This window comes from Bradyrhizobium manausense (assembly GCF_018130615.1).
Lineage (GTDB): Bacteria > Pseudomonadota > Alphaproteobacteria > Rhizobiales > Xanthobacteraceae > Bradyrhizobium > Bradyrhizobium manausense_A.
In genome coordinates, this window is sequence record NZ_JAFCKB010000005.1 from 312,230 (window position 1) to 328,570 (window position 16,341).

The 16,341-nt window shown below is 64.7% G+C and carries 18 protein-coding genes; 4 read left to right on the plus strand and 14 right to left on the minus strand.

Annotated elements, in window-relative coordinates:
• Positions 1 to 51 precede the first annotated feature (51 nt).
• Together JQ587_RS12710 and JQ587_RS12715 are read right to left on the minus strand one after the other, a co-directional pair.
• Positions 52 to 3,186, minus strand: coding sequence for an efflux RND transporter permease subunit (locus tag JQ587_RS12710; protein WP_212425500.1), 3,135 nt, complete (start codon positions 3,184 to 3,186; stop codon positions 52 to 54).
• Positions 3,176 to 4,192: an RND family efflux transporter gene (locus tag JQ587_RS12715; RefSeq protein WP_249154281.1), complete on the minus strand. Its 1,017-nt coding sequence runs from the start codon at positions 4,190 to 4,192 to the stop codon at positions 3,176 to 3,178. The genes JQ587_RS12710 and JQ587_RS12715 overlap by 11 nt, the downstream gene beginning before the upstream one ends.
• Positions 4,193 to 4,454: 262 nt before the next feature.
• On the opposite strand from JQ587_RS12715, the gene JQ587_RS12720 reads away from it, so the two are divergent.
• Positions 4,455 to 4,664 carry a hypothetical protein gene (locus tag JQ587_RS12720; protein ID WP_188104815.1) on the plus strand — a complete coding sequence of 70 codons (210 nt, stop codon included), beginning with the start codon at positions 4,455 to 4,457 and terminating at the stop codon, positions 4,662 to 4,664.
• Between the two features lie 4 nt (positions 4,665 to 4,668).
• On the opposite strand, the gene JQ587_RS12725 is transcribed toward JQ587_RS12720, so the two are convergent.
• From JQ587_RS12725 to JQ587_RS12740, 4 genes are read right to left on the minus strand one after another with little or no spacing between them, the layout of a single operon-like run.
• Entirely contained in the window at positions 4,669 to 5,022 is a 354-nt protein-coding gene (locus JQ587_RS12725; protein ID WP_212298681.1) for a hypothetical protein, read from the minus strand.
• Positions 5,023 to 5,069: 47 nt separating this feature from the next.
• A complete protein-coding gene (locus tag JQ587_RS12730) occupies positions 5,070 to 5,780 on the minus strand; it encodes an ABC transporter ATP-binding protein (RefSeq protein WP_212298680.1) in 711 nt (236 codons plus the stop codon).
• Positions 5,770 to 6,507, minus strand: a complete 738-nt coding sequence (locus JQ587_RS12735; protein ID WP_212298679.1) for an ABC transporter permease — start codon at positions 6,505 to 6,507, stop codon at positions 5,770 to 5,772. The genes JQ587_RS12730 and JQ587_RS12735 overlap by 11 nt, the downstream gene beginning before the upstream one ends.
• A gap of 1 nt (position 6,508) precedes the next feature.
• Positions 6,509 to 7,483 carry an ABC transporter substrate-binding protein gene (locus JQ587_RS12740; protein WP_212425569.1) on the minus strand — a complete coding sequence of 325 codons (975 nt, stop codon included), beginning with the start codon at positions 7,481 to 7,483 and terminating at the stop codon, positions 6,509 to 6,511.
• 86 nt (positions 7,484 to 7,569) lie between these two features.
• Between JQ587_RS12740 and JQ587_RS12745 the strand changes: the two genes are divergently transcribed.
• Positions 7,570 to 7,929, plus strand: coding sequence for a hypothetical protein (locus JQ587_RS12745; RefSeq protein WP_212425501.1), 360 nt, complete (start codon positions 7,570 to 7,572; stop codon positions 7,927 to 7,929).
• 118 nt (positions 7,930 to 8,047) lie between these two features.
• Here JQ587_RS12745 and JQ587_RS12750 read toward each other — a convergent pair whose 3' ends face one another.
• Both JQ587_RS12750 and JQ587_RS12755 read right to left on the minus strand, forming a co-directional pair.
• Positions 8,048 to 8,866 carry a quinoprotein dehydrogenase-associated SoxYZ-like carrier gene (locus JQ587_RS12750; protein WP_212298677.1) on the minus strand — a complete coding sequence of 273 codons (819 nt, stop codon included), beginning with the start codon at positions 8,864 to 8,866 and terminating at the stop codon, positions 8,048 to 8,050.
• A 52-nt stretch (positions 8,867 to 8,918) separates the two neighbouring features.
• Positions 8,919 to 9,845 carry a quinoprotein relay system zinc metallohydrolase 2 gene (locus tag JQ587_RS12755; protein ID WP_212298676.1) on the minus strand — a complete coding sequence of 309 codons (927 nt, stop codon included), beginning with the start codon at positions 9,843 to 9,845 and terminating at the stop codon, positions 8,919 to 8,921.
• A gap of 126 nt (positions 9,846 to 9,971) precedes the next feature.
• Between JQ587_RS12755 and JQ587_RS12760 the strand changes: the two genes are divergently transcribed.
• Entirely contained in the window at positions 9,972 to 10,850 is an 879-nt protein-coding gene (locus JQ587_RS12760; protein WP_212425502.1) for a substrate-binding domain-containing protein, read from the plus strand.
• Positions 10,847 to 11,404, plus strand: coding sequence for a PQQ-dependent catabolism-associated CXXCW motif protein (locus JQ587_RS12765; protein WP_212425503.1), 558 nt, complete (start codon positions 10,847 to 10,849; stop codon positions 11,402 to 11,404). The genes JQ587_RS12760 and JQ587_RS12765 overlap by 4 nt, the downstream gene beginning before the upstream one ends.
• A 64-nt stretch (positions 11,405 to 11,468) precedes the next feature.
• Here JQ587_RS12765 and JQ587_RS12770 read toward each other — a convergent pair whose 3' ends face one another.
• The 6 genes from JQ587_RS12770 to JQ587_RS12795 all read right to left on the minus strand — a co-directional run bounded on the left by JQ587_RS12770 (position 11,469) and on the right by JQ587_RS12795 (position 16,313).
• Positions 11,469 to 11,768, minus strand: coding sequence for a copper-binding protein (locus tag JQ587_RS12770; RefSeq protein ID WP_212298674.1), 300 nt, complete (start codon positions 11,766 to 11,768; stop codon positions 11,469 to 11,471).
• Positions 11,769 to 11,904: 136 nt separating this feature from the next.
• On the minus strand, positions 11,905 to 12,519 hold the full coding sequence (locus tag JQ587_RS12775) for a hypothetical protein (protein ID WP_212425504.1): 615 nt from the start codon (positions 12,517 to 12,519) through the stop codon (positions 11,905 to 11,907).
• The gene (locus JQ587_RS12780; RefSeq protein ID WP_212298672.1) at positions 12,516 to 13,364 is read right to left on the minus strand and encodes an ABC transporter permease; all 849 of its coding nucleotides are present in this window, start codon (positions 13,362 to 13,364) and stop codon (positions 12,516 to 12,518) included. Before JQ587_RS12780 ends, JQ587_RS12775 begins: the two co-directional genes overlap by 4 nt.
• Entirely contained in the window at positions 13,361 to 14,167 is an 807-nt protein-coding gene (locus tag JQ587_RS12785; RefSeq protein ID WP_212298671.1) for an ABC transporter ATP-binding protein, read from the minus strand. Before JQ587_RS12785 ends, JQ587_RS12780 begins: the two co-directional genes overlap by 4 nt.
• A complete protein-coding gene (locus JQ587_RS12790; RefSeq protein ID WP_212298670.1) occupies positions 14,164 to 15,147 on the minus strand; it encodes a YVTN family beta-propeller repeat protein in 984 nt (327 codons plus the stop codon). The genes JQ587_RS12785 and JQ587_RS12790 overlap by 4 nt, the downstream gene beginning before the upstream one ends.
• Positions 15,132 to 16,313: an ABC transporter substrate-binding protein gene (locus JQ587_RS12795; RefSeq protein ID WP_212425505.1), complete on the minus strand. Its 1,182-nt coding sequence runs from the start codon at positions 16,311 to 16,313 to the stop codon at positions 15,132 to 15,134. The genes JQ587_RS12790 and JQ587_RS12795 overlap by 16 nt, the downstream gene beginning before the upstream one ends.
• Positions 16,314 to 16,341 lie beyond the last annotated feature (28 nt).

The following is a 16,341-nucleotide window of genomic DNA, read 5'->3' on the forward strand; positions in this document are numbered from 1 at the left end:
CCGTCGTGACCCACTTGGCAGTGTGGCTGAGGGCTTAACGCGGATTTGCGTTTATTCTGCACGGGCCTTGAAACGCGCGTAACGAAGCGCAAGGGTCGGCAAGACCAAAAGGCTGAGTGCCATCGAGGTCATGAGGCCCCCAAGGATGACGATCGCCATCGGGCCCTCGATTTCACGACCTGGCTCTCCTGCGCCGATGGCGAGTGGCAGCAATCCCAAGCCGGTCACGAGCGACGTCATCAGGATCGGGACAAGACGATCCGCCGCACCCTCGATCGCGGTATCGGGGCCCCACGCGCGACCATCGACGAGGACGAGGTGTTCGTAGTGCGAGATCATGAGGATCGAGTTTCGAAGCGTGATTCCGAACAGCGTGACGAAGCCGACCATCGATCCGAGCGAAAGCAGACCGCCGGTGAATGCGAGTGCGAGCACCCCCCCGACCAATGCAAACGGCAGATTGATCATCACCAGCAACAGATTTCGCCAATGGCCGGTCACCATCGCGAGCAGAACGACGATGCCTGTCCCGGCCAGCAGAGAATTCACGATGAGATCGCGCCGCGACCGGGCCTGAGCCTCGGCCGCGCCGGCAAATTCAAGGTGAGCGCCGGGTGGGAGTTTGACTTCGCGCGCAAGCTTGCGCTTGGCGGCCGCCACGAAGGATTCGAGGTCGCGTCCACTGGCGTTCGCCGTTACGGTCTGAACGCGCTGCGCATTCTGGTGCTGGATCTGATAGCGACCCGACGTTTCATAGACGTCCGCGATCTGCTTGAGCAGAATGTAGGCCCCGCTCGGTGTGCGAACCGGCAGGTCGCCGATCTGGGTGAGCCGGGCGCGGGCAGGCGCATCGAGAATCACGATGATGTTGAAGACGGCGTTGCCTTCATAGCCCTGGCCGACGATGTCGCCCTGGTAGGCGGTGCGCACCAGCTCGAGCACCTCGACCGCATCGAGTCCCCAGCGCTGCAGATCGGTCGGCCGAAGCGTCACATTGACCTGCGGCATTCCCGGCGGTGAGCGTCGCTGCACGTCGGCGGCCCCACCGACTTCGTCAAGCTCTCGCGCGACGTCACGTGCAGCGCGGTCGAGTGAGTCCAGATCAGGCCCATAGATGTTGATGACCACCGCCGCGGTGAAGCCGGAGACGGTTTCCTCGACGCGCTCCGTCAGGTAGGTCTTGCTCGAGAAGGAAACCCCGGGGAAGTCGGCGAGGGCTTCCCTGATGCGCGCTTCTGCTTGGGATTGAGCCTGACCCGAGAGACCTGGCTCCAAATCGACCTCGAACTCACTGGAATGCGGACCGACCGTGTCGATGCCGGCCTCAGCCCGGCCGACGTGCTGCGCCACCCTGCGAATGCCCGGGATATGGTGCAGCGTATCCGTCATCAGCTTGCCGATACGAAGAGATTCGTCGAGCGAGGTGCCGGGGATTGCCGAGACGTGCAGAATCAAATGGCCTTCCCGAAGGTCGGGCAGGAAGGTCCCGCCAAAGAAAGGCAGCATCGCCGCGCCGGCGATCGTGACGGCTGCGGCTGCCGTCATCACAAGCTTCGGGAAGCGGCCGATACGACGCAGCAAGGCCTGGTAGTAGCGACGGGACCAACGCACCGCCGGCGGCTCATGCAGGCGTTGTCCGCCGGTTCTTCCGACGAGAAGCAGCATGGAGAGCGCCGGCGTCACCGTCAGAGCGACCGCGAGCGATGCGATCACAGCGAAGATGTAGGCAATTCCGAGGGGGCCGAACAGGCGGCCGGCAATGCCGGACAGCGCCAGGACCGGAAAGAACACCAGCAGCACCGCAAACGTCGCATAGGCAACGGCGGTGCGTACCTCGAGGAAAGCGTCGAGCACGACGCGAGGCTCGGGTCTCGGCACCGTCGCCCGGCGATTCTCACGCAACCGGCGTACGACGTTCTCGACGCCGATCACGGCGTCATCGACGACTTCGCCGATCGCGATTGCGAGCCCGCCCAGCGTCATCGTGTTCAGAGTTTCACCTATCCACTGCAGTGCGAGCACGGCTGCCAGCAACGACAGGGGAATTGCGGTGCAGCTGATGATCGAGGTGCGCCAGTCGAACAGGAATAGAAAGAGAACGACGACCACGAGCGCTCCGCCGATCAACAGGGCGGTGAGAACGTTCTCGGTTGCCGCATCGATGAAATTGGCGGGACGAAAGATGTCCGCATGGAGCTTGACGCCGTCGGCTTCGAGGCCAGGTCGCAGCTCTTGCAGCGCGGCTTCCGCTCGTGTGGTGACCTCGCGGGTATTTGCGCCATATTGCTGGCTGACCATGAGCATGATGCCAGGCACGCCGTCGATGAGAGCGGCCCCGATCGGCGGCTCGGGAGCGGTCACGACGGTGGCGACGTCGTCGAGAACCACGCTTGCGCCGCCTTGGTGCAGAAGCACGGTGCGGGCCAGCTGTTCGGGCGTCAACGACTGTCCCTGGGTTTGCAGCGTGATGCGCTGATTGGCCGTGTCGATGAAGCCGGCGCCGCGCACGCCGGTGGCCTTGCGCGCAGCGGCCAGCACGTCATTCAGGCCGACCCGGAAGCGGATCAGATCGTCCGGTCGGACCTGCACTTGCAGGGACCGGACATCTTTGCCGTAGGTCGAGACTTGTGCCACGCCCTGCACGGCCAGCAGCCGTCTTGCCACGGTCCAGTCCGCAATGGTGCGCAAATCCATCAGCGAACGTTGGTCGGACGTCAGGCCAATGACCAGCACCGTGCCGGCCAGCGGGGTCAATGGCGTCATCGACGGCGGCTGAACGCCTTGCGGCAGCCGCGCGGCGACGACGGCCAGACGTTCGGTCACCAATTGGCGTGCCCGATAGATATCACTGCGCGGCTGGAAGACGACGGTTATGACCGAGAGGCCCTGGATCGATGACGAGCGCAGACTCTCGACGCCGGCCAGGCCGTTGATCGACGTTTCGATCGGTTGCGTGACCAGGATCTCGACATGCTCCGGGCTGAGGCCGGGAGCCTCGGTCTGGATCGTCACCTGTGGAGGTGCGAATTCGGGGAAGACCCCGTATTTGGCCTCGCCGAGTGCGAACAAGCCGTAGCCCAGCAGCGCAAACGCAAGCGCCAGCACGATGCCGCGGAATCGGATGGCGAATGCGACGAGAGCGGCTTGCGGCCCTGATCTGCCGGAGCCGGTGCCATCAGTCGTCATCGCCGCCCCGAAGCTCGCTTTTGGCCTCCTCGGACAACAGGACCTGCGCGCCCCGCATGACGATTTCGGAGCCGGACGGGATGTCCCGGACGACGTAGTCGTCATCGGAGACCGGCTGATCCATGCTGATCGGGTGCCGTCGGAAGCTGTCGGGGCTCACGCGCAAGTAAACCCACGATCGACCCTGCCACCGCACGATTGCGGTGTCTTCGATGAACACGCCCTCGTAGGTTTTGCCCGACGGCACATAGACCGTGGTGTTCATGCCGGGCAGCAGGCCGCTATCGCCCGGCACGGAGAAGAAATAGCTCAATCCCTGAATACGGGGGTCTGTGCGCGTTGCCGGAGAGATGTACTGCAGATCGATATTCGCATTCCGGGTCGGTGCCTGCGCCAGCGCCGTCCCCGGCGTGCCGCTGACAGCGACGCCGGGCGGCAGCGTTACCTGAACCAGAAGCTGATCGCGTTCGATCAGGCCGACAACGGCAGGCGAGCGCGCGACGATTCCCCGGCCGATGACCGGCCCCCATTCCTGCTGTGCTGTTGCGGCGAGAGTCCTGAGCTGTGATTCCGCTGCGGTCAGCGCAGCCTTGTCGACCCGCAACGTTCCCTCTGCGGTCTCGGCTTCTTTCTTCGGGAGGGCGGCGGAGTCGACGAGATTCTTGGTCCGGTCGTATGCGCTCTTCGCCACTTCGAGCTTGGCCTGCGCTGTCTGGAGTTGGGCTTGCGCATTGGCGTAGCTGTTTGCGAGCTCCGTAATGCGGGAGATATCGAGCACGGCGCCATAGGCGCGGAATTGCTCGGGATGGGGAGCTGCTTCCAGAGCCGCCGTTTCGAGCCCGATCTGTGTCTGCTGGCTCGGCGTCAGCTTGACGACCGGCTGGTCGCTGTCTGCGGTGCGGGAAGGCTCAGCGCGGCCCGAACCCGGTTTGTCCGGCTGTGTCTCGGCAGCAGCAACTCGCCCGACATAACCCGTAACGGCCCAGGTGCTGGCGATGAGCGCCAACACGCAGACTGCGGCCGCGACGCCGCGCCGGGAGGTTTCCGTAAGAGCCATCAGCCTGTTAGCAGTTTTCGGGAACCAGCTTATTGACGAAACCGGCGGGCGGCAAGCCGCCGGTGCACGTCCGTGACTTCTGTGGCGGTCGGTGCGCGTGGTTGCGAAGCCGTGACCGTTCCCGCATGGCTCACGCCTGTTTGAAACTTCCGGCTGCCTGAGACGTAGATTTTTATGATAGTTTCTTGATGATCCCTGAAGGATTCCCGGCATGAACCCGATCGATCTGGTGGTGACTGTGTGTGCGGTGCTCTCGCCGGCGACCTGCGAGGAGCAGCATCTGGTGTTCAACTTTGGCGGCTCACCGGCGCAATGCTCCATGGCCGCGCCGCCTTATATCGCGCAATGGGTCGGTGAGCATCCGAAATGGCAGGCGGTGCGCTGGCGCTGCGAATATCCGCACCCGAACGACAAAGCCTGAACCGCTACTTCGTGCAATCCTTCAAATCCTTGTCGGCGATCGAGAACACGGCATCCGCCTTGATCTCGATGTCGCGGACGACGCATTGCCGTGAGTTGGGATAGCTGACCTTGGCGTCGTAGCGGCCGGGCTCGACGCCGGTGATGCGCAACCGCTCGTCGTGATCGACCTCCTTGTCCTTGTCATTCAGGCACTGGTTCGGGCCCCAGTCGGTCTTGCCGGCCGGTGCCAGCTGGAAGCCGGAGATCGTCTCGCTCGTCAGATTCCAGAGCCGGATGCCTTTGCCCTTGGTCTGCGCGAGCGCCGCGCCCGGCATCGCAACCAACAGGATGCCGATCGCAATCAACTGACGGCGCATGGTGAACTCCCTCGACAATCTCGTTTGACACAGTTGACCACAAGTTTTCATTTCGATTCAAGCAGCAAGGCCGCGAGCTCTGTCCTGATCCTGGCGAGATCGACCTCGCTACGTTCGGCGCGCGGGATGGCAATCGGCACCTCCTGCACGATGCGGGCGGGACGTGGCGAGAGGAAGAACAGGCGGTCGCCGAGACGGATGGCATCGTCGAGGCTGTGGGTGACGAGCAGCGTCATCACGGGGCGACTCGCCACCAGCGTCGCGATCTCGTCGCGCAGGCGGCCGGCGAGCGCGTCGTCGAGCGAGGCGAGGGGTTCGTCGAGCACGAGCAGATCGGGTTCGACCGCAAAGGCGCGGGCGAGCGCAACGCGGCGCGCGAGGCCGAGCGATAATTCGCCGGGAAAATGGCTGCGATGCGCGTCCAGCTCGAGAATCTTGAACAACTCTGACAGCTTCGCATCGGTGACGTCAGGCGCCGCCAGCCGCACATTCTGCTCGACCGATCGCCATGGCAATAGCCGCGGCTCCTGGAACACCATGCCGATCCGCGCCTGCGGCGGGCGGGCGACATGGCCGTCGAAGTCGCGGTCGAGCCCGAGAATGATGCGCAGCATCGTGCTCTTGCCGCATCCGGACGGGCCGATCAGCACGCCGACCTCGCCGGACTGCAACGCGAACTTGACCGGCGCCAGCACCTCGTGCGTCCCGCCCGCAGCGCTCCTGTAGGTCTTGCCTGTGATCTCGACCTCAAGCCGCACGGGGCCGCCACCGCGTTGCGCGGGCCTCGAATGGCTGCACCAGCGCCGTCTCGATCACGAGCACGACCGCGGCGAATGTCAGGGAATAGGCGAGCAGGCGCGGCGTGTCGAACAGCTGGAAGGCGACGCCTATCTCGAAGCCGACGCCGTTCGGCCGTCCCAACAACTCGGCGACCAGCACGATCTTCCACACCAGCGACAGGCCGGAGCGCGCGGAGGCCGCGATATAGGGCGCCAGCTGCGGCAGCACGACATGGCGGAACGCCCGCCAGCGCGGCATTGCGAACACGCTCGCCATCTCGTCGAGCGAGCGATCGAGCGCACGCGTGCCCTCACGCAAGGTGACCACCGCCGTCGGCAGCTTGTTGATGGCGATCGCCGCGATCGCGGCGGCCTCGGTGAGCCCGGCCCAGATATAGGCCAGCACGATCACCACCAGCGCCGGCAGGTTGAGCAGCAGGATCAGCCAGGGATCGCCGAGCCGGTCGGCAAGCTTCACTCGTCCCATCAGATAGCCGATGGCGCTGCCGAGCGACATCGCCAGCACGAAAGCGAGCGCGACGCGCGCCAGCGTGGCGCCCAGATGCACGAACAGCGCGCCGCTCGCGGCTTCGGCGATGATGACATTGAGCACCGCGGGCGGGGAAGGCAGCTTTGCGCCGCCGACGAACAGCGCGGCTGTCCACCAGATCGCGACGAAGAGGGCGAACGAGAGAAGGCGCAGCACCTCAGTCTCCGGGAACTGCGTGATAGAACGTGCCGGGATCAAGCTCGGCTGCCGGACCGACCAGGTCGCGGCCGCCGATCTCGGCGAGCACGCGATAGAGCACGCGTGCGTCGGCTTCCTCGTCGTTGATGCTCCGGCGCGGAATGCCGTCGCGATAGCGGTCGCGATAGGTCTTGAGCATGGCCGGATCGGTTGCGCCGGTGAGCGGGGCGATCTTGTCCCAGGCCGCATCCGAACTGACCAGCAGCTGCTTGGCCTTGCGCGTCATGGCGATGAAGCGCGCCACGGTGTCGCGATGGCTCGCAGCCCAGCTCTCGTCGAAGACATAGCCGACGGCGGACACCGCGCCCTTGGCGCCGAGCTTCGGCAAAATCTCCTCGATGCCGGCGAGGCGCCGAAAACCCTTGGCCTCGAGCTGGGCGCAGAAATTCCAGAAATTGAGGCTCGCATCCATCTCGCCGTCGAGTGCCTTGGCCGCGATCAGAGGCGGGGCGCCATAGACGATGGTCGCATCGGACTTCAGGTCGATGCCGTCCTGCTTCATCCGGGCCTGCAGCAGCAGCCAGCTCTTGTCGATCGGACCGCCGCCGACGGCGAGCTTGCGGCCCTTGAGGTCTGCGAGCGTCTTGATCGGCGAGGACGCCGGCACCATCACCGCGCCGAGCGCGCTGGAATAGGGATAGAAGGTGAGCTTGGCGCCGAGCGCGCGCTCGCGCGACACCCACAGCCAGTCCGACAGCATGATGTCGGCATTGCCGGCGCGGAGCGCGATCTTGCCGGCCTCGGGGCTCGCAAGCTCGGTGACGTCGAGCGCCAGGTTGGCTTCCTTGTCGAGCCCGGCCTCGCGGATCGTCGCCAGTTCCCAGGAGAACGTTCCGGTCTTCTGCACGGCCAGGCGGATGGTGTCCGCAGCATGGGCCGGCGTGCCCAGCGCCAGCACCACCGCGAGCGCCAATGTCCGTGCCAAAACTCTCATCACTTGTGAGCCATTTCCTCAGATTGAGTGCTTTTCAGGACAATACGCATAGCATAGCTTCCATCGCAACCAGCGGGAGGACGCTCATGAGTTTTGCGGGACAGGTACGACCGATTGTCGCCGCCATGGTCGTGCTCGTGGCGAGCCTCAGCGCGGCGCGGGCCGAGGAGGCCAATGACTATCCCACGTCAGCGCGCGCGGAATATGTCTATGGCTGCATGAAGGCCAATGGCGAGACGCGGCAGGCGATCGAGCAGTGCTCCTGCTCGATCGACGTGGTCGCCTCGATCATCCCCTATGAACGATATGTCACGGCGGAGACTGCACTCAGCATGTCCCAGGTCCGCGGTAATCTCGGCACCCAGTTCAGGACGTCGGAGCAGGCGAATTCGGCCGTGAATGATTTGCGGCGGGCGCAGGCCGAGGCCGAGGTCAGGTGTTTCTGATTTAGCACCGTCATTCCGGGGGGCGCGAAGCGCGAACCCGGAATCTCGAGATTCTCAGGTGCGCAATCGCGCACCATAGTTCGGTCCTGCGGACCGCCCCGGAATGACGGCGCGGCTACTACGTCCCCGGCTTCTCCACGTCCCACTCGTTGCGGAACAAATGTCCGTCCGTGTCCTTGGCCTCCGCGCGGAAACGCTTGGCGCCGTTTGAGACGTAGGTGAAGCGCAGGTTGGGATCTTCCGAGATCGAGATACCGCCTTCCATCGAGAGCACGGGGCTGTCGTCCTGCGTCAGCTTCAGCTGGTTGATGAAGAAGGCGGGAATATAGAGCTGCGTGACCTGGTCCATCTGCAGGCCGGAATTGTTGGGATGGCCGATCATGATCTGCGCTTCGCGGATGCGGCTTGCTGGCGCGTCCCCGCGGGCGAATTGACGGTAGCGCATCTGGCCAAGGCGGTTCTGGGCCTCCTCGGCATTCTTGCCGGCCGGTGCCGAGCAGCCGCCTGACGCCTTCACATAGGTCTTGGAGACGTAGAGCTGGCCGTCGCTGAGCTCGGCCACGGCATGGACGTCGGTGTAATTGTTGACGCGCACGCGCGTGGAGATCTCGGTGATATTGGCATCCGCGCCGAGCTCGAATTTCGCGGCCATCGGCGCCGGATTGCGATCGATCACCAGCGTGATCGATCGGATGCGGCGGCTATCTGCTGGCGACAGCTTGCTGCGCAGCGTGACCGGCACGATGGCCGCATCCTCGGCACGATAGGGCATCTCGATGGCGATGACGTCGTTGCCGTCGTTCATCGGACGGTTGCTGAAGATATCCTGCACCAGGCCGGGCCAGGGATCGTAGGCTTCTTCGGCGCTGACAGGCGCGGCGAAGACAATGCCGAGCAGCGCGGCGATCAGGGGCAGGCGGCGTGTGCATCCCGTCATGGTCAGGGTCCTGTGCGGACGGCGCGATTATCCGACAAAGCTAGCGCGCCCGCTACTCCCATTCAATTTCAGAAAATGCTGCAGTTGCGTTGCGGGCGTTGTAATCATCGAACAGTTCCCACTGCGGCCGTTCGGTGGCGGCCGCCTTCTCGGCGGCGGTTCGGATCGGCTCGCCCTTCTTGTTCGAGGTACGGACGTCCGACAGCACCGTCATGAGATAACGCCGCTCATCGGCCAAAGCCGCAGGCCAATCGCTCACAGGGCCGTGACCGGGAACGACGCGAACCGCCGGAACGGCCTCGAGATCCTTCAGCAGGGCAAGCCAGCCGCGAATACTGCCATCCATCACCGGGATATGGCGGAGGAACACGAGATCGCCCGCGAACAGCGTCTTCGTGCTCTCGTCGAACACCGTCAAATCATTGTCGCTGTGCGCGGCCGGCCAGGCCCGTAAGGTCAGCTGCCGCGATCCGAGATCGAGCGTCATCGTGTCCTTCACCAGCACGCTGGGAGGCACGATCTTCACGGGATCGATCAATTCGCTGCCCATGATGCGCCGGAAATTGTCGAGATAATACGGCCCGCGCGTCGCCAGCGCCTGTGGCAGCCTGTTGTGGCCGACGAAGCTGGTTCCCTCCGCGACAAAGGCTGCGTTGCCGAAGACGTGGTCAGGGTGGCCATGGGTGTTGATGACGTAGCGGATCGGCTTGCCGGTGCGGGCCCGCACCGCGCCCAGCAGCGCCTCGCCTTCACGAAGGCTGCCCCCGGTATCGATCACGGCCACCGCCTCTTCGCCGACGATGAAGCCGACATTGGCGATGTCGCCCTCGTTCTCGCGGGTCATCAGGGCGATGGTCCCGGAGTGCACGAAGATTCCGGTCGCGACTTCGCTCACAGGCAATTCGGCCGCCCCGGCGCGTGCTAGCGTCGCCAGTCCCAGCAGGGACAGGGCTGCGATCTTTGACGTGAGTTGCGACACTTTTCCGCCTCAGTTCAGGGTTTGCCGCATTGCACTGCAGCACAACAAGCCAACGCAAAGTTTGGCAAGACATGGTGCATCCTGCGTTGCATGGATAGCATTCGAATGAAATGAGGAGGAAGCGCGATGGAGGCCGGACGACATCGTCGCTGGTTGTTTTCACTGTGTCTGATGGCGGCGTCCTGTGCGATCGGCGGCGTCGCTCGCGCGCAGACGACCGATGCTGGTGACCTCTCTTTCGAGCTGGTCGATCCCAAGGTGCTGCGCGTCTGCGCCGACCCGCGCAATCTGCCGTTCTCCAACGAGAAGGGCGAGGGGATCGAGAACAAGCTCGCCGAGCTGTTCGCGGACAAGCTCGGCAAGAAGCTCGACTACGTGTTCTTCCCGCAAGCCACGGGCTTCGTGCGCATGACGCTAGGTGCACACCGCTGCGACGTCATCATGGGCTTCCCGCAGGGCGACGACCTCGTGCAGGGCACCAATCCATACTATCGCACATCCTACGCGCTGGTTATGAAAGCGGGGAGTGGGCTCGAGGACGTCGACACGCTTGAGGACTCCAAGCTGAAGGGCAAGCATGTCGGCATCGTCGCCGGCACGCCGCCGGCGACCAACATGGCGATCGCCGGGCTGATGGGCGATGCAAAGCCCTATCCGCTGATGATCGACACGCGCTACGACAATTCCGCGCAGGCCATGATCGACGATCTCGCCGCCGGCAAGATCGACGCCGGCGTGCTGTGGGGGCCGATGGCGGGATATTACGCCAAGAAGGTCGGCTCGTTGCACGTGACACCGCTGGTGAAGGAAACCACGGGGCCAAAGCTGGTCTATCGCATCGGCATGGGCGTGCGCGCCGCCGACCAGAACTGGAAGCGGCAGCTCAACAAGCTGATCCAGGAGAACCAGGGCGAGATCAACAAGATCCTGCTCGATTTCGGCGTGCCCCTGCTGGACGAAAACGACCGGCCGCTCGGTGCGGAGACGGCCAAGAAATCGCCATGAGGCGACATCTTGCCGCTGCGCTGGTCGCCGCCGCCCTTGCGGTGCCGGCTTGGGCGCAGCAGCAGGAGCCGTTCGAACCCGAGGGCTATCGCACCGATAATTATCGCGCGCCGGTGCCGGCGACGCTGGAAGGCGCGCGCGTCCTGACGACAGCGGAAGCCGAGACGATCTGGCGCGCGAAGAGTGGCAACTTCGTCGACGTGCTGCCGCGTGCGCCAAAGCCGAAAAATCTTCCCGCAGGCACGGTGTGGCGAGACATGCCGCGCAGGAATATTCCGGGCAGCATCTGGCTGCCGGACACCGGCTACGGCGCGTTGCCGCCGGCCATGGACGACTATCTCCAGCGTGGCCTCGCGCGCGCCTCGCATGGCGACAAGGCTGCGCTGCTCGTGATCTATTGCCTCGCCGATTGCTGGATGTCCTGGAACGCGGCCAAGCGCGCGCTGGCGTACGGCTATGCCAACGTCGCCTGGTATCCGGAGGGGACCGATGGCTGGGAGCATGCGAAGCTACCAACGGAAGAGGTGCAACCGGAGCCGCGGCCTGAGCAGTGAATGAAGAGCGTCATGCCCGGGCTTGTCCTGGACGAGCCCGGCCATGACGCCGTGTCGCGAGCCGCTACTGCTTCTTCAATGTCGTCAGCGTGCCCGCGCCATCCGCGTCGGTCGCGGAATACGTCACCCGATCGCCAGCGTGGACGGCATCCAGCATGGCGGCGTCCTTGGCCTTGAACTGCTGCAGCGCGCCGGCGCCGCCGGCACTGCCGCCGACCGTGCCCTTCTGCGTCTGCTGGATCGAGATGGTGTTGTTGAGCCGATTGATGCTCGTGACCGTCCCGGTCATGTCGTCCGCAAAGGCGCTGGATGCAAGCACGGTCGTGGCTGCGGCGGCTGCGAGGATGATTTTTGCTGTTCCCATCGAGGCCTCCCGGCGTTGGAGATTCACATCGACAAGCCATCCTAGATCGATTTGGTTCCGGCAGATAGCGCGGCAAACATGAATGATCGCGTTGATATCACGGGAACTTTCATGAACGTCGTCAGCAGCGCTGACGCTATTCCATTTCCTGCTGGATGACGCGGCCGAGCGCGAACAGGCGCTGGTCGATCGTGGTCGGAACCTCGCAGACGAAGCGCACCACCTTGCGGCGGTCCTCGAAGATGCGGGTCTCCCAGATCAGCTGGTTGCTCATGGCGTCGACCTTGGTGTCGTCGCGCGGCGTTGCGTCCTGGAGCGCCTGGAGCTGGATGGTCTCCTCGCGGATCTTGTCGGCGGCCTCGCGCTGCTTGCGGCTGACGCGTTCGAGCCCGCTCATGACCTGGGCGCGCTGGGCGTTGAGGGTATCGAACAACCCGGCAAACAGCAGCTTGGCGTTCGCGGTCTTGTCGGCGGCGGAGCCGGCGAGAAACTCCTTCACCGACTTCTCGGCCTCGTCCAGCGGCGTCTTGCGGGCCGCGAGCTTGGAGACCAGCGCGCTGACCTTGCTGTCGTCCTTCCACTTGCTCTCGGCGTCGTCGAGGACCGGACCGGCCCAGACGGCTGCGAGCGAAATGTCCGGCACCTTGGCCTGCGCGCAGGGCCAGTCGGGGTAGCGCGGATCGGCTGCGCGTGCGGCGGTCGTCGAGACCGCGAACGCAAGGGCCGTCATGGCAAGTGTCCGTACCGTCATCCTTCGCCTCCCGCAGGCCCGCGCCGTGCCAGCCCGCGCGAGGGATCATAGGCATAGATCGCAGCGATCATGAAGACGATTGTGCAAGCTCCGACCACGGCCAGCGAGATCCAGTTGACCTGACCATAAAGCGCGAAGCGGATCAGCTCGACCGCATGGGTGAACGGATTGGCCTGGCAGACATAGTACAGATAGGGACTGCCCTCCTGCACCCGCCACAGCGGATAGAGCGCCGACGAAGCAAAGAACATCGGGAAGATGACAAAGTTCATCACGCCGGCGAAGTTTTCCAGCTGCTTGATGCCGGACGAGATCAGCATGCCGAGCGAGCCCAGCATCAGCCCGGACAGGATCAGCGCCGGCAGCACGGTGAGATAGCCGATCGGCGGCGGCGTGATGTCCCAGAACCAGGCGATGATCAGGAACGCATAGACCTGGAGCAGCGACACCGCGGTGCCCGCCAGCAGCTTGCAGAACAAGAGGAAGCCGCGCGGCAGCGGGCTCACCAGCAGCGTCCGCATGTTACCCATCTCGCGGTCATAGACCATCGAGAGCGAGGACTGCATGCCGTTGAAGAGCTGGATCATCGCCATCAGCCCCGGCGCGATGAAGACCTCGTAGAGGATGTAGGTCTCGTAGGGCGGGATGATGGAGATGCCGAGCACCTGGCGGAAGCCGGCGGCGAAGATGAACAGCCACACCAGGGGCCGGACCAGTGCCGAGACAAAGCGCTCGCGCTGATGCAGGAAGCGCAGGCCCTCGCGCCAGACGATGCCGGTAAGGCAGGTCATGTATTCGGAGGCCGAGAAGCCGCGCGGCGCGTCGCGCGTGGTGATGCTGCTCATGCGCCGCCTCCCGGCATCACTTGCGCGCCTGTCAGGCGCATGAAGGCGGTGTTGACGTCCTGCGCGCCGGCCTCGGCGATGACGCGGCTCATCGGCCCCTGCGCCAGCACCTTGCCCTGATGCAGCACCACGAGATCGTCACTGGGCATGATCTCGTCGAACAGATGCGTGGCCCAGAGCACGCCGATGCCTTGCTCGGTCACGAGCTGGCGGACATGGCTGATGATGTCGGCGCGCGCCTTGACGTCGAGGCCGACGGTCGGCTCGTCCAGCAGCAACAGCCGCGGCCGGTGCAGCAATGCGCGTGCGATCTCCAGCCGCCGCATCTGGCCGCCGGAGAGATCGCGCACCTTGCTGCCGGCGCGGTCTGCAAGCCCGATGCGCGCGAGCAGCTCGGCGCTGCGCGCGGCCGCTTCGCGGCGGCTGATGCCGTGGAGAGCTGCGTGATAGAGCAGGTTCTGCGTCAGCGACAGGTCGAGATCGAGCGTGCGCGGCTGGAACACGACGCCGAGCAGCCGCAGCGCCTCGCCGGGCGTGCGGGTGATGTCATGGCCGAAAATGCCGACACGGCCGGTCTGGATTCCGAACAGGCGCGTGATCAGCGAGAACAGCGTGCTCTTGCCGGCGCCGTTGAGGCCGAGCAGGGCGGTGAAGCTCGCAGGCCGCACGTTGAAGGAGACATCCATCAGCGCGCGGCGCGGGCCGTAGGAATGGCTGACGCGGTCGATCGACAGGGCGGGCACCGCGGCTGGATCAGGCCTCGGCATTCCCTGCGGCTCGGCGATGGGAGCGGGGCTGGTCATGGCGCGATCGTGATGCCCCAGGGCAATTCGCCCACCTGAATGGTCTTGATCACCTTCTGCGCGGCGACGTCGATGACGGAGACGTCGTTCGAGACGCCGTTGGTGGTGAGGAGGTATTTCTCGTCCGGCGTGAAGGCCATGTGCCAGACGCGCTGACCCACCAGCAGATATTTCGTCACCTTGCGCGTCGCAGTGTCGACCACGGCAACGCGGTTGGCGGGGCCGAGCGCGACGAAGGCGGTCTTGTCGTCCTTGGTCATGCCGATGCCGACCGGCTGGATCGCCTCTTTTCGCAAGCCGGGAATCTCGAAAGTGACCTTGCCGATCACCTCGTGCTTGCCGGGATCGACGATCGACACGGTGCCGCCGATCTCGGAGGATACCCACAATTCCGAGGCGTCGTGCTTGAACTCGGCAAAGCGTGGCCGGGCATCGACCAGCACGTTGGCGACGATCTGGCGCGACGACGTGTCGATGAAATGCGCCATGTTGGTCGTTTCCGACGTGTTGATCAGGGTCTTGCCGTCGGGGCTGATGGTCATGCCTTCGGGCTCGACGCCGACCTGGATGTCGCCGAGGCGGGCGCGCTTCTCCAGGTCGATCACGGTCACGGTGTTGTCGTTCTCGTTGGCGACATAGAGCGTCTTGCCGGCGGCATCCTGGGCGAACAATTCGGGGTCGGGACCGGAGGGCAGAGTGTCCACCACGGCTTGGGTCTTGGCGTCGATCATCTGGATGGTGTCGTCGTCGCCGACCGCGACCATGACGAATTTCCCATCGCGGGTGAAGTCGATGCCGCGCGGCCGCTGGCCGACCTTGATGGTCTTGGTCACGGTCCAGCTCTCGGTGTCGATCACCGACACCGTGTTGCTCTTCTCGTTCGAGACATAGGCGATGAAGGCATGCGCGGGGGAAGCGGCGAGCACCAGTCCGGACAGCAATCCCACACGCAACATCCGCGTTCTCATTTCAGCTTGCATTTGCTCTCCGGGCGATCGTAGCCGAGCGTGTCGAGCTCGGAGACCTGGTGCAGAAATCCTTCCTGCGGCGACACCGACACCACCATGCGGCCGTCGACCAGCAGGATCGGCTGACGCAATTGGAGATTCCAGTCGCGCAGCGTCAGCTTGGTGCCCTTGAAGGCGGCGACCGAGAAATCCGGACCCCTGATGAAATCGGTGACCTTCTTGACGTCACCGGAATTGGTGCGCGAGGTGGCCTCGCCAATCATCCGCACCGCGGTCCAGGCCTGCATGTCGAGCGCGGTCATGCGCCGCGAGTTCAGCTTCATGAAGCGGTTCTGCATCTGCGTCGCGCCCCATTGGTCCTGCGCGGCATCCCAGCTGCGTGGCATGAGGCCGGCCGAGCCCGCGACCGGACGGGGATCCCATGTGCGGTAGGGCAGATAAGCGGCGAACACCTCGCTCTCGTCGGCGGCGACCAGCACGTCGTAAGCGGGGGCCTGTTGCGTGAACACCGGCATCTGGCGCTGGATCAGCGTCACGCCGGAGTCCGTGCGGCGCGCGCCGCCGGTATCCTCAAAGGTGCGGTCCTGCACGATCTTGGCGCCGAACCGCGTCGCGGCGCGGCGGAGCGCATCGGCGTACAGCTTGTCTGCGTCATGCGAGCCGACCACCAGCAGCCAGCGCGACCACTTCTTCCACACCAGGTACTGGCCGAGCGCATCCGCCAGCATCGACCGCGTCGGCGCGGCGTGGATCACATTGGCGCGGCAATCGGCCTCGCGCAGCCGGTCGTCGATGGCCCCCGCGTTGAACAGCAGCGTGCCGCGATCGCGCAGGGCATCGGAGACCTTGAGCAGCGCGTCGGCGGGCAGGTCGGCGATGATGAAGCCGTTCTTCTCGGCAAGCGCGGTCGCGGCCTGGACCGGGTCTTCGCCTTCCTTGATACGGCGTTCCTCCAGCGTGAAATGCTGGTTGAGAAACTTTCCGGTGGTGTTGTTGTCCTCGATGGCGAGCCTGGCGCCGGCAAGGCCGTCATTGTCGGCCGGCTGCTCGACCAGCGACAGCGTCGATTTGGTGCCGGCGACGCCGAGATAGCCGACACCAATCTCAATGGGGTCAGCCGCCAGCGCCTGCGTCGCCGCAAGAGCGAGGCCAATCAGGCCGACCAACCATCGGATCATGTTTCCTCCAAGAATCCTCGCCGGCTTG